This is a genomic window from Mucilaginibacter sp. NFR10, assembly GCF_900100445.1.
Lineage (GTDB): Bacteria > Bacteroidota > Bacteroidia > Sphingobacteriales > Sphingobacteriaceae > Mucilaginibacter > Mucilaginibacter rubeus.
The window spans coordinates 57,963-79,325 of record NZ_FMTV01000012.1 but is presented as its reverse complement, the minus strand read 5'-3'; the positions used below and the strand labels follow the sequence as shown (position 1 = coordinate 79,325).

19 protein-coding genes and 1 tRNA gene are annotated in these 21,363 nt (G+C 42.2%); 8 read left to right on the top strand and 12 right to left on the bottom strand.

The features are described from left to right. Nucleotides 1-11: 11 nt before the first annotated feature. The 4 genes from BLP33_RS25655 to BLP33_RS25640 all read right to left on the bottom strand — a co-directional run bounded on the left by BLP33_RS25655 (nt 12) and on the right by BLP33_RS25640 (nt 4,943). Complete coding sequence (locus tag BLP33_RS25655) at nt 12-2,459, bottom strand: TonB-dependent receptor (RefSeq protein WP_090534581.1); 2,448 nt, start codon at nt 2,457-2,459, stop codon at nt 12-14. Nucleotides 2,460-2,703: 244 nt separating this feature from the next. Next, nucleotides 2,704-3,582, bottom strand: a complete 879-nt coding sequence (locus BLP33_RS25650; RefSeq protein ID WP_139160078.1) for a sulfotransferase — start codon at nt 3,580-3,582, stop codon at nt 2,704-2,706. Between the two features lie 7 nt (nt 3,583-3,589). Continuing rightward, a complete protein-coding gene (locus tag BLP33_RS25645; RefSeq protein ID WP_090534577.1) occupies nt 3,590-4,153 on the bottom strand; it encodes an adenylyl-sulfate kinase in 564 nt (187 codons plus the stop codon). A 175-nt stretch (nt 4,154-4,328) separates the two neighbouring features. Beyond that, the gene (locus BLP33_RS25640) at nt 4,329-4,943 is read right to left on the bottom strand and encodes a class I SAM-dependent methyltransferase (protein WP_090534575.1); all 615 of its coding nucleotides are present in this window, start codon (nt 4,941-4,943) and stop codon (nt 4,329-4,331) included. Nucleotides 4,944-5,047: 104 nt separating this feature from the next. Here BLP33_RS25640 and BLP33_RS25635 point away from each other — a divergent pair, with 104 nt between their 5' ends. Next, complete coding sequence (locus BLP33_RS25635; protein WP_175490121.1) at nt 5,048-5,374, top strand: MmcQ/YjbR family DNA-binding protein; 327 nt, start codon at nt 5,048-5,050, stop codon at nt 5,372-5,374. Between the two features lie 30 nt (nt 5,375-5,404). On the opposite strand, the gene BLP33_RS25630 is transcribed toward BLP33_RS25635, so the two are convergent. Next, entirely contained in the window at nt 5,405-5,590 is a 186-nt protein-coding gene (locus BLP33_RS25630; protein WP_090534570.1) for a hypothetical protein, read from the bottom strand. 81 nt (nt 5,591-5,671) lie between these two features. Then, nucleotides 5,672-6,709 (bottom strand): tRNA (adenosine(37)-N6)-threonylcarbamoyltransferase complex transferase subunit TsaD, encoded by a 1,038-nt coding sequence (gene tsaD / locus BLP33_RS25625; RefSeq protein WP_090534569.1) that lies wholly within the window; start codon nt 6,707-6,709, stop codon nt 5,672-5,674. A 213-nt stretch (nt 6,710-6,922) separates the two neighbouring features. On the opposite strand from tsaD, the gene BLP33_RS25620 reads away from it, so the two are divergent. Continuing rightward, nucleotides 6,923-11,341 (top strand): translocation/assembly module TamB domain-containing protein, encoded by a 4,419-nt coding sequence (locus BLP33_RS25620; RefSeq protein ID WP_175490120.1) that lies wholly within the window; start codon nt 6,923-6,925, stop codon nt 11,339-11,341. A 149-nt stretch (nt 11,342-11,490) separates the two neighbouring features. Here the strand turns inward: BLP33_RS25620 and BLP33_RS25615 are convergent, their stop codons facing one another. The 3 genes from BLP33_RS25615 to BLP33_RS25605 form a co-directional block, all read right to left on the bottom strand. Next, nucleotides 11,491-12,696: a bifunctional 3,4-dihydroxy-2-butanone-4-phosphate synthase/GTP cyclohydrolase II gene (locus BLP33_RS25615; protein ID WP_090534565.1), complete on the bottom strand. Its 1,206-nt coding sequence runs from the start codon at nt 12,694-12,696 to the stop codon at nt 11,491-11,493. A 134-nt stretch (nt 12,697-12,830) separates the two neighbouring features. Further along, a complete protein-coding gene (locus BLP33_RS25610) occupies nt 12,831-14,285 on the bottom strand; it encodes an LptF/LptG family permease (protein WP_090534563.1) in 1,455 nt (484 codons plus the stop codon). Between the two features lie 107 nt (nt 14,286-14,392). Next, nucleotides 14,393-14,773, bottom strand: a complete 381-nt coding sequence (locus BLP33_RS25605; RefSeq protein ID WP_090534561.1) for an START-like domain-containing protein — start codon at nt 14,771-14,773, stop codon at nt 14,393-14,395. A gap of 163 nt (nt 14,774-14,936) precedes the next feature. Between BLP33_RS25605 and BLP33_RS25600 the strand changes: the two genes are divergently transcribed. Next, nucleotides 14,937-15,010, top strand: a tRNA-Met gene (locus BLP33_RS25600). A 238-nt stretch (nt 15,011-15,248) separates the two neighbouring features. Here BLP33_RS25600 and BLP33_RS25595 read toward each other — a convergent pair. Together BLP33_RS25595 and BLP33_RS25590 are read right to left on the bottom strand one after the other, a co-directional pair. Further along, entirely contained in the window at nt 15,249-15,854 is a 606-nt protein-coding gene (locus tag BLP33_RS25595) for an RloB family protein (RefSeq protein ID WP_090534559.1), read from the bottom strand. Continuing rightward, a complete protein-coding gene (locus BLP33_RS25590) occupies nt 15,841-17,175 on the bottom strand; it encodes an AAA family ATPase (protein WP_090534557.1) in 1,335 nt (444 codons plus the stop codon). The genes BLP33_RS25595 and BLP33_RS25590 overlap by 14 nt, the downstream gene beginning before the upstream one ends. A 570-nt stretch (nt 17,176-17,745) precedes the next feature. Between BLP33_RS25590 and BLP33_RS27680 the strand changes: the two genes are divergently transcribed. The 5 genes from BLP33_RS27680 (at nt 17,746) to BLP33_RS25570 (ending at nt 20,538) form a co-directional block, all read left to right on the top strand. Next, a complete protein-coding gene (locus BLP33_RS27680) occupies nt 17,746-18,405 on the top strand; it encodes a nucleotidyltransferase domain-containing protein (protein WP_217633231.1) in 660 nt (219 codons plus the stop codon). Between the two features lie 60 nt (nt 18,406-18,465). Then, nucleotides 18,466-18,963 carry a hypothetical protein gene (locus BLP33_RS27675; RefSeq protein WP_217633230.1) on the top strand — a complete coding sequence of 166 codons (498 nt, stop codon included), beginning with the start codon at nt 18,466-18,468 and terminating at the stop codon, nt 18,961-18,963. Next, the gene (locus BLP33_RS25580) at nt 18,947-19,378 is read left to right on the top strand and encodes a type II CBASS E2 protein (protein WP_217633229.1); all 432 of its coding nucleotides are present in this window, start codon (nt 18,947-18,949) and stop codon (nt 19,376-19,378) included. The genes BLP33_RS27675 and BLP33_RS25580 overlap by 17 nt, the downstream gene beginning before the upstream one ends. A gap of 31 nt (nt 19,379-19,409) precedes the next feature. After that, nucleotides 19,410-19,619, top strand: a complete 210-nt coding sequence (locus tag BLP33_RS27600; protein ID WP_090534555.1) for a hypothetical protein — start codon at nt 19,410-19,412, stop codon at nt 19,617-19,619. Between the two features lie 91 nt (nt 19,620-19,710). Then, nucleotides 19,711-20,538, top strand: coding sequence for an SAVED domain-containing protein (locus BLP33_RS25570; protein ID WP_175490119.1), 828 nt, complete (start codon nt 19,711-19,713; stop codon nt 20,536-20,538). Nucleotides 20,539-20,787: 249 nt separating this feature from the next. Here the strand turns inward: BLP33_RS25570 and BLP33_RS27915 are convergent, their stop codons facing one another. Next, nucleotides 20,788-21,054 carry a tyrosine-type recombinase/integrase gene (locus BLP33_RS27915; RefSeq protein ID WP_371328334.1) on the bottom strand — a complete coding sequence of 89 codons (267 nt, stop codon included), beginning with the start codon at nt 21,052-21,054 and terminating at the stop codon, nt 20,788-20,790. Between the last annotated feature and the right edge of the window lie 309 nt (nt 21,055-21,363).

The window sequence follows — 21,363 nt, the reverse complement described above, 5'->3', positions numbered from 1 at the left end:
TGCGATTATTTTTAAAACTTAATGCTCATGCTTAATGTACCGCGAGTTGGGTTTTGTGGCGCCAAACGGAACGACCAATATTTTTCGTTAGTCAGGTTGTCCAGCTTAAAGCCTATGCGGTATTTAGGCTGATCATAAAACACAGTGGCATCAACCGTGGTATATGACGGTATGGTGAATTTAAACGCAGCGGTATTGGTTTGGTATGAATCACTTCCGTAGTTGCCACCCACTCCAAAACCCAAACCCTGAATTTTACCGTGGGTAATGCGATAGCTCATCCATAAGTTGGCCAACCTTGCCGGGCCGGAGTTGGCCGGACGCAAGCCCAGAATACTGGCAACACCAGGGGCTGCATTAGTAATTTTACTGTCGTTATAAGCAAAACCAGCGACGATATTGAAGCCACTCAAAGGATTGGCGATCACTTCGGCCTCGATGCCCCTGCTTAACTGGGTGCCTGCCTGGGTAATAAATCCAGTATGTGCCGGATCATCCATTATGGTATTAGTCACAGAAATATTATAGTAACTAACTGTCGAGCTGATTTTATGATCCCAGATGTCAGCCTTTATACCACCTTCCCATTGGTTGGCATATTGGGGTTTAAAAGTTGAGTTATCAAAGCTTGTGGCTGTAGGAGTAGCATTATTAAAACCATTCATATAATTACCAAATAACGATACCTGGTCTTTAACCACCTGGTAAACCAAACCAAATTTGGGCGACCATGCCGTTTGACTGAAATTGCCGGTGGTTTTGCCATCGGCGGGTGTGTAAGCGCCTTTGTTAACAAACCTGTCGATACGGATGCTGGCCATGGCATTCAGGCGTTCGGTAATATTAAACACATCCGATACATAGGCCGCGTAAGAGCTTTGGTTATTTTGAACATAATCGCCGGGCTTGGGAGCGGCGGCGGCTACAAGTGCCGAAACTTTGTCTGCCGTAAAACTATTATAAGCTGCTCCCGGGTTAAGGTAATTGATTGCCGGTGTGCTTACGGTAACGTTGGTATTATTGCTTTTTTGATTGTAATACTCTAAACCCGCAACAATGCGGTTACGGAACTGACCGATTTTAAAATCGCCTATAAAGTTTTGCTGCACGTTAGTGATATAATAAGGATAATCTTCCTGGGTAACCTGCCGTTTTATCTGCTTGCTACTATCGACAAGGGAAAACGCGGTAACCATGCCCTTGGTAGTCGAAAAAGTTTTATTGAACATGGTTTGCGATTTCCAGTGATCCGAGATCTTGTAATTGATCAATGAATAAAGATCAATTTGCCTGCTCAGGTAATCGACCCCATTGTTACCGAAAGAACGTTTATAATCGATGCCCAGATCTTTAACATTATAGATCTTTCCTTTGATATCCGGGGCAAGCCTGTAGGCCGAAGTAGCGTTCGAGTTACCTATTTCGGCGTCAACATCAACCGATAAACGATCATTAACGATGTAGGTTATGCTGGGGGCTACAAAAAAACCACGATTAAAGCCCGCATCCTGGAAGCTGTGCTCATTGTGTAGCGCCGCGTTAACGCGGAACAATACGGTTTTATCCTTATTTAAAGGCATGTTAACATCGGCTGTAAGGCGATTGAGATCGAAGCTCCCTGTTTGGTAAGTAATTTCGGTACGCGACGTTTCATTAGGTTGTTTGGTAACGCGGTTAAATAAACCACCAAACGATGCAAGACTGCTGTTGAACAGCGTACCTGTAGGGCCTTTTATTGCTTCTATCTTTTCAATATCGGCGGGGTCGATGCTGTTAAAGTTATAACCTGCTACACTGTTACGGATAAAATTGCCGGTAACAAAACCTCTTGATAACAAGGTGGTACGCCCGTTATTATATACTAATGGCACACCCGTACCCGGGATATTTTTAAAACCATCTGCATAACTGGTTACAATCTGCTCTTTCATCAGCTCGCTGGTAACCACACTGTATACCTGCGGGTTTTCAAGGTTTTTCAGCGGCAGACGGGCAACATCTTCAGTTTCCTTTTTTAGGAATTTGTTATGCCTGGCACTTTTAACATACACCTCCTGCAGGTCTTTTGCCCCTTCGGTTAAAACAAAACTAACTGTGGTGGTTTCACCTGCACTAACAGTAATCTCTTTGGTTTGAGTTTGCAGGCCAATAAAGCTTGCAACAACGGTGTATGTACCTGCGGGAACATTTTTAATAGTAAAATGACCGCTTTGCCCGGCAGTAGCACCAAACTTGGTATTGCTTAAAACAACATTGACAAACTCCGCAGCCTTACCATCGGCAGTTTTTACAGTACCTTTTATAGTTCCTGTGCCGGTTTGCGCAGTTGCATTGTAATTTAAAAACAGCATCGCCAGTATAAAGCTAAAAGCTATTTTGATCACTACTTTAAGATTTGAAGATACATTTGTTATAGCCGGCTTACCGGAAGCAAGAATAGGGGTAAATGTAAAATGCATATTTTACTTAATAATGAATTGATTGAAGGATCAGCAGTATTAATCGAGCCACAAAATTTAATAACCTGCAACCCGGATTTGGCGCAAAGTTATATTTATTTAGATTAATTACAAATAATGTTTTAAAAAAGGGAATCCCTAACTATGTAGGGTAATGGCTCTGAATTAATTGGGAATATGAGAAATATTTAGGAGAGGTTTTTAAGAAGATCTCCGGCGACTACAATATCAGGCAAGCTAAAAACTACCCCTCCCTCCCCGGAAAACTTTCACTGCCCCGCATATAGCTGCCCAAACGTTTAAGCAGGTAGGTTGCTTTTATCAGCAATGTTTTATCGGTAACAAACTCGCTGATATCATCTGCTTTGTTCATCAACTCCTGTTTGTACACGTCCTTAAAATCGAAATAATTGAGTGCAAACTTCCATTTGCCGGTTAAAAATGAAAAAACTTCGCTGTCGTTTTCGAGCAATTGCGAATAATTAATTACCAGGTAATTATCGGGCTGCAGCTTTTTAAGCATTTTCAATATTGCTTCATTGTAATTGATCCATACTTTTAAATAGCTTTCGGCATGGTCATGGTAAAATGCTTTCAACCTGCGTGGCCGTCTGAAATGAGTCCATACCTGGCGCTGAATATATTTACGGGCCATATACTTTTGGTCGACGGATACAAAATCACGCCTGAGCAATGAGCTAACCACCGATTGGTAATTACGCAGCACTACCAGGTACCGCGCACCGGGCAACAGCTTGGCATAAGTATCCAAAAAAAGACAGGTGCGCGGGTCTTTCCAGGCCCATTGGTTATAAAGCTGCTGTTTAATGCCAATTACTGCCTTCATCTTTTCAAGTTGATAAAGCGGCACCTCAATATCCCGGGTATCGGTTAGCCCCGATACTTCCAAACTGTTACGATCAAGGATCTCTTCATGCAGCTTCAAAAACTCCAGATCTTCAAAGTGGCCATCAACATTGCCTGTACCGCTGCCGCATAAGCGCTCGCCAATTTGCAGGCCGCAGCGGCTTAACCAGTTGGTTATAAGCGATGTACCCGAACGGTGCATCCCCGCAATTATTAACGTTTGCCGGGGCGTGAATTTAACTGTTGTATTGATCATACCTTGGTTAATAACGGCCGGCTGGCTGTAGTTGCTTAATTTGCTCCTGCTGATAGTTGTCAAGAATAAAACCTGCCAACATTTCGGTTGCCTCGATCTGCCTGGTAATATGGGTGTTGATATACAAATCAGGCGACGACGGGATTTGGAAAGGGTCATTAATACCGCTTAGGTTAGTTACCTTGTCCGGATGGCCTTCGGGCAATAACGCGCGCTTGTAAAGTCCTTTGGTATCCCTTTGCAACAGTGTTTTTACGGGACAATCGATATGGATCAGCTTTACATCAGGATAAGTAGCCATCAGCTCGCGGCGAATCACATCGTATGGGTTTATAGCGCTGATGATGGTTACAACGCCATGCCCGGATAATTTACCGGCTATAAAACCAAGCCTCCGGATATTTTCAAAACGGTCTTCCTTAGTGTAACCCAGGTTAGGGAACAGCTTTTGACGGTATACATCAGCATCAATAATTTCAACAGGGATATCGGTATCAGATAACCTCATTTTAACATGTTGAGCAAGGGTGGTTTTACCTGATCCGGATAACCCGCAAAGCAGAATAATCATAAAGTGGTGTGTTAAGCGTTAATAATAATTGTTGTGTAAACCATTATTGAAAGCTTAACGCAAATATTTCGGACGAAATTGTTGTTAACACTTACTGTGTCGATACATGGCAACATTGTATCGATGAACAGCAAAATGATGTAGACGGAGAGAAAACTTCAGCAATTAATTATGATTACTGCTTCTGCATGCACCAGGTTGTCATACAGCGCAGGTTTTGCACGTTGGTGGTTTTTATAGGTTCATAAAGCTGTGCGCCCAGTTCACGGGTATATTCAAGCAGGATCTCTTCATTTACCAAAAACCGTTCGGAGCCGTCGGGCAGCAGGTAGCGGTAATTACCCAAAGGCTGTACCAATGTTTCAATGCCGATATCAGATGCAAGCCTTGCAAAGAAATAACCTCCTGGTTTCAGTACGCGCCATAGTGAGCGTACCATATTGTCAAAATGTTCGGCATCATTAGCAAAATGCAGCACGGCACTGCAAATTACCAGGTCAAACTGCCCGTCATCAAAAGGCAGGCCCTCAACAGGAGCAAGCTTAAAATTATCGGGCGAATGATCAGGGCACAGATCGGCAGATAGCCGTTTGGCCAGTTCAACAGCATGCTCACTTTGATCAATGCCATAAACCTTGAAGCCGTTTTGCAAAAAATAAGTTATGTTTCGCCCGTTGCCGCAGCCTGCGTCAAGTATAGTGCGGCAATCGTCAAAACGTCCTTTTAATAACTGGTCGAATAAATAGATATCGATATTGCCGTATAATTTCCGGAGGTTATTGCTGTTCATGGCCAGTCCTGTTTTACACCCGAAATTACTGTTTTATTGGATGCCATGGAGAAAACTTATTAACTTTAAGTATGGCTACCGATATGTATATTTTTTTTCAGTTTATGAAAAGCACCTTGTTGCCGCTGCCGGGTGTTACCCATAAAATGCACTTTGAGCATCCGGCGTTTTATGTTAATGATAAGATCTTCGCCAACATACATGAAAAGGATGAGCAACTGGCTATTTACACCACCGAGCGCGAAAAATGGATAGCGCTTGATCCGCATACCTTTTTCATCACTCCGCATTATCAAAATTACAAATACATGCTGGTGAGCCTCGAAACCGTATCACCCGGCGATCTGAAGCAACTGTTAATAACAGCCTACCTTGCAAGGGCCACCAAAAAGTTGATCAGGGAATATGAAAAGATGATAAAGAGTGGCTGAGCCGATTATCAACAAACAGGCTTATCCTCCTTAGGGCCTTACGCCGTTCAGCGCTTCCCGGTTAAGATAAACATAAATCAAAACCCCTACTACCAAAACCGCCAGCACTACAAGCCCGATCTTCCCCTTTTTCTTATCCTGGCGCATAAGCCAAACCATCGCTGCTATTAGCGGAATAACAAAAACAATGTAAAAAATATATCCTGATGCGTTCATATGCCCCCCAGCCCCCTAAAGGGGGAGTTTTAATGTGTTATTTATTTGAAATGCCAATCTGCCTGTAATCTGTACGTTAAATTACTCCACCATAGCTCCCCCTTTAGGGGGCTGGGGGGCAAACGCCATCCTCGCCATCGGGGCAACGTCCTGTCCTACAAATTCGCCTTTAAGGAATTTATGATAGCCTGCTATAGCAATCATGGCGGCGTTATCAGTACAGTATTCCATTTTAGGGATAAAGCTGTTCCACCCATTTTGTTCGGCCATGGCCTGCAGTCCTAACCTCAAGCCTGTATTGGCCGATACGCCACCCGCCAAAGCTATATCTTTAATGCCATATGCCTGTGCCGCTTTTTGCAGTTTGTTAAGCAAGATGGTAGCAATCCGTTTTTCTACAGATGCGCAAATATCGGCCATGTTCTGGCTAACAAAATCAGGGTTTTGAGCTACGTTATCGCGGATAAAATACAGAATGGAGGTTTTCAGGCCGCTAAAGCTAAAATCATACCCCGGGATCTGCGGCTCCGGGAATTTATAAGCGTCAGGGTTCCCCTGGCGTGCATATTTATCAATGAGCGGTCCGCCGGGATATGGCAGGCCTAAAATTTTACTGGTTTTATCCATAGCTTCGCCGGCGGCATCGTCAAGGGTTTGCCCTATGATCTCCATATCAAAATAATCCTTCACCAGCACAATTTGCGTATGGCCGCCAGATACGGTAAGGCAAAGGAAAGGGAACGAGGGATTTTTATCGCCGATAAAGTGGGCCAGGATATGGGCCTGCATGTGGTTAATATCAATAAGCGGGATGCCTTTTGCCAGTGCGAAAGCTTTGGCAAATGATACGCCCACTAAAAGAGAACCTAAAAGTCCGGGACCACGTGTAAAAGCTACCGCATCAATATCATTTTTGCTTACTTTTGCGTTTATTAATGCCTGCTGAACAGCCGGAACAATATTTTGCTGATGAACCCTTGAGGCTAACTCCGGGACCACGCCTCCATAGGCCTCGTGTATGGTTTGATTGGCAATAACATTGCTCATGATCACACCATCAACACAAACCGAAGCTGAGGTTTCATCACATGATGATTCGATTCCTAAAATTACGGGCACGTGTTTATTAATTATTGATTTACTGATTTAGTAATTTAGTGATTTATTAATGAGAAGCAAACCAATCCCTCTTACTAATTGTATAGGGATAGAGGAAAATTCACCAACTCATTATTTCGCTAACTCACTAATTAAAGGTGCAAAGTTATTAAAAAAGTACTCAAAATATTCCTGGGCCTGGTATTGTTCATTTTATTGACATTGAGCATACTTTTGCTCACATTTCAGTTTAAGCCGGTACAAACCTGGGCTGCCAAAAAAGCAGCAGCTTACCTTGCCGGCGAATTGAAAACCAAGGTTGGGATTAAAAGCCTTTACCTCAGGCCATTCCGTTCGGTGGTACTGGAAGGGTTTTATATTTTAGATAAAAAAAAGGATACTTTACTAAGCACCCCCCGATTAGCCGTTGATGTTGAGGGTTTTTATCTTTTTAGAAGTATTAAACGCCGTACTATCAACTTTTCCAATATCGAACTGGATAATGGCTCCTTCTATCTCAAAAAACAAAAAGACAGTACTACCAACCTGCAATTTGTTATAGATTATTTTAATTCGGCGGATACCACCAAAAAAACCCAAAACAAACCCTGGACGCTAAATTTTGGCACCATCGCTATCAATAACTTCCATTTCAGGTACAAGAACAGCCTGCGCGATACGGTAATAGCCGGGGTTAACTTTAACGACCTGGATGTGCAGCATTTCAGCACGCTGATACAGGGTATGGATTTAAAGAACCACCTGTTTAAAGCCAATATAAAAAGTTTAAGCCTGCATGAAAAAAGCGGGTTCACGGTAAAACACTTCGCATCGGATGCTACGATCGATACCAACCAGATCATGCTGAAGCACCTGGCCATTCAAACGCCCCGATCAGACCTGAAGGATTATTTCCGGATGAAGTTTAAATCGTTTGATGATTTTGACGATTTTGAAAATAAGGTACACATGGATGCCAGCTTTAAATCGTCACGAATTTCGTCATCAGATATCGCCTACTTTACCAGTTCATTAAAAAAAGTGAGTTTTGATTTGGGTATTGACGGGCAAGCCAAAGGTTATGTGAACAACCTCAAAGCCAAAAAAGTGACCATTACCGGCGGGCAGGCCACTTTTGTTAAAGGCGATTTTAACCTGCACAACCTTACCGATTGGGATAACGCATTCCTTGAGCTAAAATTTGACCAGGTTGCCTCCAACAAAAAAGACCTTGATTACCTGATCAGTCATTTTTCGGGAACGCCTACAGAAAAGGCTCCGGCCATACTTTCCAAATTCGGCAACTTTAATTTTACCGGCAGGTTTACCGGCTCGCAGAATGATTTTGTTGCTTATGGTGTTTTTAAAACCGCACTCGGTCGTTTTGATTCAGACATCAACCTTAAAATTGATAAAAATGGCCGTCCAAGCTACAGCGGCAGGGTTAACGCCTATGCTTTTGACCTGGGCACCCTGCTTGATCAAAGCGATTTGGGCAGGGCCACCTTTACTTCAAACATACGGGGCAGCGGCGACGCGCTGAAAAGCCTTACTGAAAAAGTGGATGCAAAAATCGCATCCGTCACCTATAATAACTACACCTATAACAGGCTTACACTTAACGGCAGTTTTATAAACAGGCTGGCCAACGCTCATATTACCATAAACGACAGGAACATAAAGCTTGACCTTAAAGGCAAGGTTAACCTTAATCCCGCTTTGCCAACTTATGATTTAACTGCCGATATCAGGGACGCTAACCTGAACAAGCTTGGTTTTACCAAAGATACTTTAACTGTAAGCACGCTGCTTAAAACCCAGTTTAAAGGCGATGACCTGGCCAATTTGCAGGGGAACATCCTATTTTCCCCGGCAAGGGTGGTCAATCCGCGGAATAATTATGCGGTTGACTCGCTTTACCTATCAGCAGAAGGAATAGGCAATAACCGCACCATCGCTTTAAAATCTGACTTTGCCGATGGCAGCATCAAGGGCAAATATGACCTTGCAACCCTGCCTTCGTATTTTAAAACCATCGTTAAAAAGTATATCCCTTCCATAAAAACAACTATAGTGCCGCCTAAGCCGGAGGAGTTTGATTTTAACCTGAACCTTAAAAACCTCGATCCGCTTACAGCCATCTTCCTGCCCGATCTGAAAATTCCCGACCAGGGAACTTTCGTTGGTCAATTTAATTCGGAAAAGAAAACAGCTACGTTATCGGGCTATATCAAAACGCTTAAATACGGCAAAACAGTTTTCCATGATTTTATTATTGACGAAAACACTACCGATAGCTTGCTGGGCCTCAACGTATCCCTGAGGCGGGTTGACCTAACTGACAGCCTTTTCATCAAGGATATCAACATTACCAACTTCCTGAAAAACGACAGCCTTAACTTTAACGTTAAGCTCTCCGACAAAAACGCCGTTAACCAGCTGGACCTCTACGGTCTGGTTGAATTTGGCCGCGATACTACGGCCAAACTGAAACTGCTGCCATCAGACGTGATACTGGAAAAAGAGAAATGGAAGATCCAGGAGCAGGTGCGCATCCGTTTACTGGATGGCAAAACACAGGTATCGGGCTTTGAGCTTTCAAACGGGCCGCAAAAAGTATTTATCGATGGTTTTATATCTGATAATCCCGCCGATCAGTTAAAGCTCTCGTTCCAGAAGTTTAACATGCGTACGTTTAACCAGCTCACGCGCACTTCGGGGGTAAACTTAAAGGGCTACCTGGATGGCGACGTTAAACTGACCTCGGTGCTCAAATCTCCGGGCATCGATTCGCATTTAACCATTGATTCACTTACCATGAACAAAACGCTGATAGGTAACGTGAAACTGGCCACCACACTTGGCAACGACCGTAAACAAGCCGATGTTAATATGAATATCATTAACCGCGGGCTGGAAACCATGAACATTGGCGGCACCTACTCGTTTGGTAAAGAGACTGATGATAACCTTGATTTTGATATCAAGATGAACCAAACCGAAGCTATTATATTTGAGCCTTTTGTTAAAGACCTTGTTTCGGATATAAAAGGCCATGTTTCAACCGACCTGAAACTTACCGGCAAGCCATCAAACCCCCAGCTTAATGGCACCGTTACCCTCGTTAACACCGGCCTCACCGTTAATTATTTAAAAACAGCTTACACGGTTAATAATAAGCTGGATGTCAATAACAGCATTATCAGCATTAAGGATATGGTTTTGAAAGACATTCACAAAGGTACCGGAACCGCCAATGGTACCGTAAACCTCAATGACCTATCCAACCCGGATATTAATGTAAGCCTTAAAGCCGATAACCTGATGGCCCTGAATACCACGTTTAAAGATAACCACCTTTATTATGGTACGGCTTATGGCACAGGCACATTTAACTTCAACGGCCCGGTTGATAACATGAAGATTGATATTACAGCCAGCACCAATGCAGGTACCGTTTTCAATATACCGCTCAACACCTCGTCAACCGCCAGTGATTACGATTTCATCAAATTTGTAAGCCATAGTGACACCGCCAAAGTAGTTACCAAAGATCGTGCTTTTAATGGTGTTACCCTAAATTTTGATTTAAGCGCCGATGAAAAAACCATTGTAAAAATAGCTACCGATTATGGCCAGCTGGAAGGCAGCGGCGTTGCCCGTAATTTAAAATTGAATATTAACAGCCTGGGCGATTTTGAGATGTACGGTGACTTTTTGATATCATCGGGCAAGTTTGAGTTTACTGCCAAAAACTTTATCAGTAAAAACTTTACAGTAAGCCAGGGCGGTACCATCAGGTGGACAGGTAACCCCTCAAATGCCGAGATTAACCTTAAAGCCCTGTATGAGGTACGTACCAGTAAGGCGCCGCTGTACACTGCCGCGGGTTTACAAACCCCTACCTCGGGGCAGCAAACGCTGGTACAAGCCGAGCTGATCCTGACCAAATCTCTATTACAGCCTAATATTGATTTTGACTTTAACTTCCCTACCGATCCATCTGTTAAGGACGATCTGTCCACTTACCTTGCCGATGCCAATAACCGGAGCCAGCAGGCTATTAGCATTATTGTTCGCCGTAACTTTACATCAAACAGTAATAACTTAACCAACCAGGTGCTGGGCACTGCCGGCGAAGCGGTGAGCGAATTTGCATTTAACAAGCTTAACAGCCTGATATCGCAATCAAACATTAAAAACTTCGACTTAAATATACGCTCCTTCAATGAGGCAAGTGCTTCGCTGCGCTTTTTTGATAGCAGGCTATCATTTAACGGAAGCTTGTTCAGCAACAACGGCTCAAATGATATTTTTAATAACAGCAACAGCAACCTGTTTAACCAACGATTTAACAGCCTCACCAAAGACTTTGAGGCCTTATACAAGATACGCCGTGACGGCAACTTAACAGCAAGATACTCTTACAGGGCGTTAAACAACGTAACACTAAGCAGCCTTACAGATGTGCTGGCACCACAGTATGTAAACGGATTAGGTTTGGTTTACCAGCGTGACTTTGATACCTTCGGCGAGTTTATCCGGAACATATTCAGACAGGGCCGCCGCAAAAATGCACCGGTTAACCCCGCTCCTATCCCATCATCAATTACCACACCGGCAACCAGGCCCGATGAAGATGAGGATCAGTAGAGCCGAAGGCTTAAAGCTAAAAGCCAAAAGCTTTCCTGTACAAATACATTAAAAAGTAAAAGGCTTAAAGCAGATCGCTTTAAGCCTTTTACTATAAATTATTTATTTCGCTTTAGGCTTTCAGCCTTTCGCTTTTAGCTTATTAACGATCAATGATCACGCATAATGGCATGGTCCATCTTGTCGCGTTTGGTGCGCAGGTAAGCTTCGTTATGAGGGTTTGACGCTATTTCGATAGGCACATTCTCAACAACTTCCAAACCGTAGCCGATAAGGCCTGCCCGTTTCTTAGGGTTATTGCTCATCAAACGCATTTTGGTGATACCGAGGCTGCGCAGGATCTGTGCACCGATACCATAATCGCGCTGATCCATCTTAAAGCCGAGCTTCAGGTTAGCGTCAACAGTATCATAACCGTTTTCCTGCAAATGATAGGCCCTTAATTTATTGATCAGGCCAATACCCCGGCCTTCCTGGTTCATGTAAACAATAGCGCCCTTACCTTCCTTGCTGATCATCTCCATTGCTTTATGCAACTGCGGACCGCAATCGCAACGGCATGAGCCAAAAATATCGCCGGTCATACATGAGCTATGCACGCGGACCAAAATAGGCTCACCGGGCTCCCAGGTTCCTTTTACCAGAGCGAGGTGATTTTCGCCGGTATCAACCTGGGTATAAGCTATCATGTCAAAATCCCCCCATTCGGTAGGCATTTTAACAGCCACTTCACGTCTTACCATCGACTCATGCTCCAGGCGATAAGCAATGAGATCTTTGATAGATACTATTTTAAGATTAAATTCTTTGGCTATCTCCAGCAGATCGGGCAGGCGGGCCATTTCGCCGTCTTCCTTCATAATTTCGCAAATAACGCCGGCAGGTTCCATACCGGCTAAAACGGCCAGGTCAATCGCAGCCTCGGTATGCCCTGTACGGCGCAGTACACCGCCATCCTTGGCTATCAGCGGGAAAATATGCCCCGGGCGACCAAGGTCTTCGGGTTTAGTAGCCGGGTCGATAAGCGCAAGTGTGGTTTTTGACCTGTCGCTTGCAGAAATACCTGTAGTACAGCCATGACCAAGCAAATCGACAGAAACCGTAAAGTTAGTTTCGTGCGATGTGGTGTTATGGCTTACCATAGGCATTAGGTCAAGCTCGCGCGCCCTTTGCGCTGTAATTGGGGCGCAAACCAGGCCGCGGCCATGGCGTACCATAAAATTAATTGTTTCGGGGGTGGCATTGCGGGCGGCCGTTAAAAAGTCGCCCTCGTTTTCACGATCTTCGTCATCAACTACGATAATTGTTTTACCTGCTTTGATTTCTTCAATCGCTTCCTGTATGGTGTTTAACATTCTATACTTACTTGTTGGGTAGCGCCTAAACGCTTGTTTAATCTAAATCAAATTTAACGCATATTACCATGACTTGGGTCGGCCTTGTGTAAAATGATAATGCTTTTATAATATGGCGTTTATTAAATATACCGTTAATGACCGTGGCGGGTTGCCTTGGGCTTAAACTTTGCTGCCATGCGGTTTACAAAACGTTTATAAATCTCCATATCAAACAGGGCGGAGTCTGTAGCCGCTTTATAAGAAAGGAACAAACCGATAGGCAGCAGCGTGATAATAGAAATCCACATGCCCAGGTATTTGTTAATATCGCCGCCCTTAACCGATTTTTCGCCAATGGTGGTAATGATATAGTAGATGAGGAAAAATACCACCGAAACTACTACCGGCAAGCCCAAACCACCTTTGCGGATAATGGAGCCCAGCGGCGCACCGATTAAAAACAATACCAAACAAGCTACCGAAAGGTTATATTTTTTTTGATACTCTACAAAATACCTGCGGATACCTTCCGAATCGCCTTTATACCTGTCGCTTCGGTTTTTGATCACATCCTTTATCGACCTTATTTCGGAAGCCGCACTGTTGAGGCTCATTTGCTGTTCGGATAAGGTAAGGCCCTGAAAAACATCTTTTTTAGGATCAAACTCTTTATATTTTTTAATAACCTTTGATTGCGCAGGTATTGAATAGTATTTAATGTATGGGGTAACCAGTTTATAATTCACCATCACATTGCTATCCACTGAACGTTGCGACGAATCGAGATAATGCCTCAGCTGTTTAATGTTCATCATTTGAGATGCGGACTTAAACTCGCTTTCACTGGTACGGGTAAGCTTAAATGCCGACAGATCAAACTTGGTTTCGGTTTCCTTAAAACGCTCCCGCAGCAGGCGCTGCCTCGTATTATATGTGGCATTTTCGGAAGCGGTTTCTTCATATGTCACCCCATCCTTTAAACGTAATACCAGGTATTTATCGCCCATGGTGCGGAACATGGTGCCCTCGCGGGCCAGGATCACCGAATTGTTATTATCACCTTTCTCACTTTTTTTATAGATCATGATATCATACAACCGCTGTCCGTCCGGGTCCTTACGCTTTACACGGATTGTGTAGCCGGGAAAACTGGTACTGAACACCCCCTCGGGCAGCAAATCGGCCGATTTTTGTTTCCGGGCATCATACAACAGCGAATAATATTTAAGGTTGGCCACCGGCAGCATATAATCAGAAAAAAAGAACGCGGCAATACTAAGTATGGTAACTATGACTATCATCGGGTACATAGCACGTCTTAATGAAATACCGGCAGCTTTGATGGCAACGAGCTCGTAATTCTCGCCAAGGGAGCCATAGGTCATGATGGTAGAGAGCAGGATGGATAACGGGAGGGCCATTTGAACATTGGTGGCCGAATTATACATCATGAGCTCCAGGATGGTATACCAGGCAAAGCCCTTTCCAATAAGGTCGTCAATGTATTTAAACAAAAACAACATCAGCAACACAAACATCACGATGAAAAGCGTAACCAAAAAAGGCCTTATAAACGATTTAAGGAGTAAAAGGTGGATCTTCTTCATTAGTGCTATTTGCAATTAACAGGGGCAAAACCAGTTAGCCGCACAGTTAAAACCAATTAACGTGCAAAACCAGTTCAGCGTACAAAATTAGCTAAAATAAAGTTTTATCAGGCGCCCAATACACTTATGAGGTAATCGATAGAGTTATCCCAGATCTGCTTTCGTTCTGTAATGGCATCTTCGGTGGCAAAATCAGTAATGGCCAGGGCTACATCATTGGTAAGCTCATCCTGCATTATTTCCATTTCAAAATAATACTGGGCATCATCATCGAGCCATTTAAAACGTACGGATCTGTTTTCCTTAACTGAACAAAGTTTGGCTTTTTGCGATTCGTCATCCCATGTAAAAGTATAAACATGGTCACGAATATTAACCTCATCGGCAAACCATTGAGACAAGCCATTAGGCTCGCTTAAGAAGCTGAACAGGATACGCGGAGATGACTTAATCTCGTACTCAATGGTAAATTTTTTCTTTTCGGACATTCGGTTTACACTTAAAAAAACAGGAACAAAAGTAAATGTGAAACATTTTTTCTAAAGAAAACGAATTTCTACTATATTTGCAAACCTTTTTAGGGACGGCCATTTGTTTTATAGCGAAGCCACTCTTTTTATTAACCACAAAAAGAGCCATAAAAATAAAAACGGCGGGGTAGCTCAGATGGTTAGAGCGTAGGATTCATAACCCTAAGGTCGGCAGTTCGATCCTGCTCCCCGCTACTGATAATGAGGCAGTTACATAACAATGTGACTGCCTTTCTTTTTTCTTGCTAAAACAATACTAAGTCAAACAGCATGATTAAGCCCAATTTTGCTCGTTAACCTTCTGTTGTACTCCAAAAACCAAGTTAAAACACAGCTTATTACTCTTCCATTAACCGGTTCTGAATAATAAAAGCCATATTGCTAACTAAGAAATATGCCTAATGCATTTGACAATATCTGTTGTATTGAATATTTACTTCCAGTTTTTTCCTAAAAACAGTAATAATTTTTCTGCCAAACTATAAAGCTTAGTGTTGCTTGGTTTAGGAAAATAATCGTCTTTATCTGTATCAGCTACTGATGCATTTTCCTTTGCGGTTTCAATAAGACTTGCAAAATAATCACGATTATACCCACCTTTTATGATTTTAGGTAGATTTGATTTTAGCCGTTTAGCTGTATTTAACTCTTCAGGTATAGTTTTTAAAATATGATAATGTAGCCAGACTTCAAAACTTGGATTGCTAATACCCACATTTAGATTAGCTTCACGTTGACAATTATCGTATAATTCTTGAATTTCCTTTTTTGGCCACCGATCAACATCCAAGACGAACCAAACAAAATCTTCTTTTTCGATGCCATATTGATAATCGTATCTCATTAGCCTATCCCAGAGGTATTTGGCCGCAGACTTTCCGCCTTCTCGTTCCACAATTTCAACATCTACCCGCAAAGATATTTTTTTGAAATAACTGAAATACTCATCTTCGCGTTCCCCTTCAGCCACAATAATGAATTTACGGAAATCCCTGAAAGGTTTACCTTTTTTATAAGCTCTATTCTTATTTCTCGACATGCTGTTGCCATTTCAAATCTCGCAGATTCCCAAGGAAAGGAATAGCTCCAAACCTACCTGATAAATAACCTTTTCTGATATCAAGATCCGTTCTAACATCAAAGTCACTTAGTGCATAGAAATGTGTCTCGCATTCTTTGTTTTTTTCCGCGAACCAAATTTCATCCTGTCTAAATAATTCCAAGTCAAGCAAATTAGATTCATGTGTTGTAAAAATGAGCTGCCCTAGCTTATTAGGGTAACTTTGTACTTTGCCAATAAACTCTTTTAAGAGAGATGGATGGATACTTTGATCAATTTCGTCTATAATTACTGTAACAGGAAAGTTAATTAGCACAAATAATACTGGGATAAAATCGATCAATCGAAGTGTGCCATCTGATTCTTCAAATAGTTCAAATTTGACTTTTTTGCCTTTTGAATCAACATGATAAGAAACCGGTTTTTTTACTACAGCTTTCCCATTTTCAATCATGGCGATTGCTCTCCTGTTGTCACCAATACTTGCAATTTCACCAGTTTTGATGCGTTTTAGAATGCGTTCCTTTTCTGAAGAATTGTCCTCCCCAAAAAACAGATCGATATCAATAGTCTGCACATCGATGTCTTTTATGCCAGTTTCAAAACTGGCCATTATTTCGTTGGTAAAATCCTTGAATTTTGAATCGTTTAAGAAATGCTCAACAAGTCCAGCATATTGCATCCCTGGATAAAGAAAAAGCAGGCCTTTCTCAAGCCAGGTGCGGGCTTGACGTATTTCTTTTATCTTTTTTTCTTTTATGAGTGTCAAAAACGGCTTGTCAGCTTCAAGTATTTCTTCATAAACTTCCGCAAGAAGCTTGTCTTTGGGCGTTAATGAATATTTGGGACCTAGCTTCAAGCTACCTTGCCCATTTTTCTTCAATTTTCGTTCGAAAATAATTTCATCTGCTTTTTTTCCAAAATGGAGTTTAAAAAGCCATTCTTCAAGAATTACACTGTCAAACATTTGAAGTCCATAAGCATATCCAACACCATCGGATAGAAACTCCACTTCAAATTTGATAGGTTTTCTTTCGTTGTTTGCTAAACGAAAAAATGAATCTGATCTAACAATATCAATAGTTTCTTCCAGAATAATGCTTTGAAGCAACTCCATAGCCATTATCAGATTTGATTTGCCGGCTCCATTTGCACCGTAGATAACCGCGCTTTTTAGTAAGTCGATTTTTGAAAATTTATAAACATGCTCAGGCAAGCGTCTGATATCGCCCGTTAACATGTTGAACTCGGTTTCTTTATTAAAAGAAAGGAAGTTCTCTGCGATAAATCTAATAAGCATAGTGTCTAAATTTAATACAAATATAACGATAGAAACGTTCTAAATAAAATTTAATTGTATTTTATTTGTAATTATTCTATTTTCTATGACGAAAAATTCGTTACAAGTGTAGATTTTTTTTATATATTTGTATTGTTCTTATTACAAAAGAATTTAAAATAGAACACGGAGCCTTAGTGCATCTGATTGAAGAATTGAAGCCAGGCGGGACTTTGCCAATACGAACCCTGCAACTAAGGTGCATCTATTAGTAACGGGACTTTTTAACTTAAAAGAGGAGGAATAATATGAAATAGAAACAGACTCGCTATTTAAAACAAAAGAGCTGTAAAAATAAAAGGCCTGGATTTGTGGTGATCTCCGTGGCCTTCCATTTTTCAGTTCATTCGCAAAGGGTTAGCGATACGAATGACGAGGTTTCGATCCCTCCGTATTTATTTTACGAGCAAATGTAGAAAAAGTTACTTATAAAGCAAGTAAAAGAAAATATTCCCTATCGCTTTCCTTTCGCCGCTCCGGTTCTTTAACCGGCCAATGGTTTATTTTAACATTTAACAGAAAGGAAGCACTATGCTCTCAAATTTACAAAAAGAACAATTTAATGAAATACTGGAAGAACTGGGCAACAACCTAGATATTACCCAAACCCAGTACAATGCAGCAGTCAAAAGCTATCAGGCTGTAGGACTACATTTAGCTAAACACGATTCGATTATCGGCAAGTACGACCCTGAAATATTACCGCAGGGTTCATTTATGCTGGGCACAATGATTCAGCCCATACATGAAGACGATGACCTGGACATTGATTTGGTTTGCCAATTGGTTGGCAAGGAAGAAAAGTGGACGCAGTATGACCTGAAACAAAAGGTTGGGGAACAATTACGCGCTCATGCTACCTATGCCACCATGATTAAAGACCCGGAAGGTCGTCGTTGCTGGACGCTGGAATATTCTGAACAAGCGAACTATCACATGGATATTCTGCCTTGTATCGTGGATAGCGGCTTCCGCATTTTGTTAGAAAAAGCGTTTTCGGCAAGTGAATCCTCAGAAATAAACGAACTGGCGCTTCGTATTACAGACCGAGAAACAGATGATTATAAAATTGAAACCAATCATTTGAACTGGCTAAAAACAAATCCGTTCGGTTATGGTCGCTGGTTCTTCAACCGTGCGTCCTTAAGTTTTACCAAAAGCTTTAACGAATCAATTCAGCCGGTGCCCTAATACAGCCAGGAGCGGCTACCGCTTCAACGTGTGGTGCAGATACTTAAACGCCACAGGGATATGATGTTCGATGGTGACCCAGATAAGCCAATATCCATCATTATTACTACACTTGCCGCCCAGGCTTATCAAAAAGAGACAAACATCTTAGATGCTCTTTCTAATGTTGTTGCCGCTATGCCGGGTCTTATAGAGGAACGCTATTCGGAGGAACATGAAAGGTATATTAAATGGATTGCCAACCCCATCAATAATGAAGAGAATTTTGCAGATAAGTGGGCAGACTATCCTGAACGCCAAGCCAATTTTGAAAAATGGCTGGTACAGGTACAAAGAGATGTGACTGATGCGCTTGGACGTTCAGGGCTGAGCAATATCTCCGAATCTTTGCAGAAGTCCTTCGGCAATCAGTTGGTTACAAAAACCTTCAGCGCCATTGCTGAGCGTAGCAGGCAGCAGACACAAGGGGGCAATAATAAAATCGATATCGCCGTAGGAATAACCGCCGCCGGCAGCATCGCTGTTAAACCTCATAATTTCTATGGTGCAGAAGAATAAGATTTTAACTATTGCTATCCAGGCTGGCTTATTAAAAAGCATATATTCCGGCAGTAAGGTTGTTACAAGCCACGAACATGCCCTTTCATGGTATTTTCAGGTAACGCCGTCACCACTAAGTGCTACCTATGACGTGCGGCTCGATTACATTGTAGGTAAAAGACCTCAAGTATATGTGATGACTCCGTTAAGGCTTGCCAAAGGAAAAACGAAGCTCCCGCATGTATATGATACGGAGAAGCAACGGCTCTGCCTTTATTATCCGGATGGTCATGAATGGAATTCATCCATGCCACTGGCAAAGACAATTGTACCCTGGATATACGAATGGCTTTACTATTACGAGTTTTGGCTCAGTTCAGGAGACTGGCTTGGCGGGGGTATCCACCCTCCAGCCAGTAAATTAAAAAATTGAAGAATGGGGCAACCCGATTAAATGAAATCATATGAGTATTTCCTCTATATCAGATAAAAATAAATACCTATTATGGGTAAAAGCTGGCGGCAATTGCCAGTACGAGGGCTGTAATAAAAGCTTAGCCCAGGACATTGTTACCAAACGGAATTTTAACGCAGCCTACATTGCACATATCGTGGCCGATGTAGCTAATGGCCCCAGAGGCGATGCGACCCCGCTCACCTTTGCTGGGCGATGACATCAGCAATTTAATGCTGCTATGCGATACCCATCACCGACTTATTGACAAAATCGATGTAGCCGGGCATTCAGAAGCTAAATTGCTTACCATGAAGCTAAACCACGAGAACCGGATTGCCCGGCTTACTGCAATGGCACCCGGTATGCATAGTCACATGGTCATCTATAAGGCGAATATCGGCCAGAACACACCGGTGTTAACGTATGAGAGTTTACGCGATCATTTGTTACCTACGCACTACCCGGCAGATGACCGGGTGATAGACCTCAGTTTGACTAATAGCCCGCAACGCGACAAGGATGCCGCTTTCTGGCAAACTGAGCTGGACGTACTGGAAAAGCACTTTGTTGAAAAACTGAAAGGCCGACTACAAAAACAGGAGATAACCCATTTATCATTATTTGCATTGGCACCCATTCCACTGTTAATGAAATTGGGGGTATTATTAAACGACATACAGCATATGAGAATACATCAACCGGTCAGAGCACCAAAAACCTGGCGCCTTGCGGACGCCACGGATCAGGTAGCATATACAGTAAGCTACACCGCTGGCACTGGAACAAATGTCGCTTTAAATGTGTCGTTGAGCGCTACTATTACTCCAGATCGGGTACATAAGGTTTTGGGTCAGGATGCCCATATTTACACACTGACGATTGATCAGCCGTTTAATGACTTTCTTAAAAATAATATCCATTTGGAAGATTTCAGCAAGGAGGTACGTAAGTTGCTTGACCAGATAAAGACTAAGCACGGCAATCAGATACTACATGTATTTCCAGCTATGCCAGTTGCGACAGCAGTTGAATTTGGCCGCATATGGATGCCAAAAGCGGATATGGCGTTGCATATCTACGATGAAAATACGGCGACAGGTGGATTCAGTAAAGCGGTAGAAATCATCAATCAATAAACTAATGCTTATACAAAGCGGCCTTAGTTGGATGATAGCCGCTAAGTAACTTATTCGGCCAAAAGTGATATTTTACATCACTTTTGGCCGAATAAGTTTAGGAGTTGCATGAGAGCCGAAAATACTCTAAACTATATTTTTTCGATTTGATAAATGGGTAATATGTAAAAAAAGTTTATTCTAAGATTGGCCTTCTCGATCAGCGGATTGCCAAAAGGGACTCATTCTTTCTCTTGAGCATCTTTTTTCCTAAAAATCCAGAACTATATCAAGGGCATCATCTGCTTTCTTGAATGAGAAATTAGATTGGTAAATCATTGTTGTTAATATACTTTCGTGCCTATACATTTTCTGCAATACTTTTGGATGAATATCTTTCTCTTCAGCTCTTTGAGCGAAAGAATGCCTCGCTTTATGTTGCGATCCGTTTTTTGTACTCCCAATTAAACTCATAATTGTTGTCATCGCTTTGTTAAGTCTACGTACGGTATCAGATATACGTCGTCGCAGTGCCAATCGGTCATCGATCGAATCCAATTTTTGTAGAAAGGGAAAACAAGTCCATGTTTATTTCCGATAGCATTTTGAGATTCCCTATAACGATCTAAAATAACCTGGGCCTTATCAGGTAACTTAACTGAACCGTGTTGTCCATTTTTTGACATTCGGTAATAAAGACGACCGTTCTGAAAATCGTTCCATTTCAGTAATAAACAATCTGTTATTCGCATGCCTGCAAAATAAAACTCAAACAACCAGATGTTACGGGCATGATGGTAGATTTCGGAATACTCCGATAAATCAAGCGTTTCGATCTTTCTAATT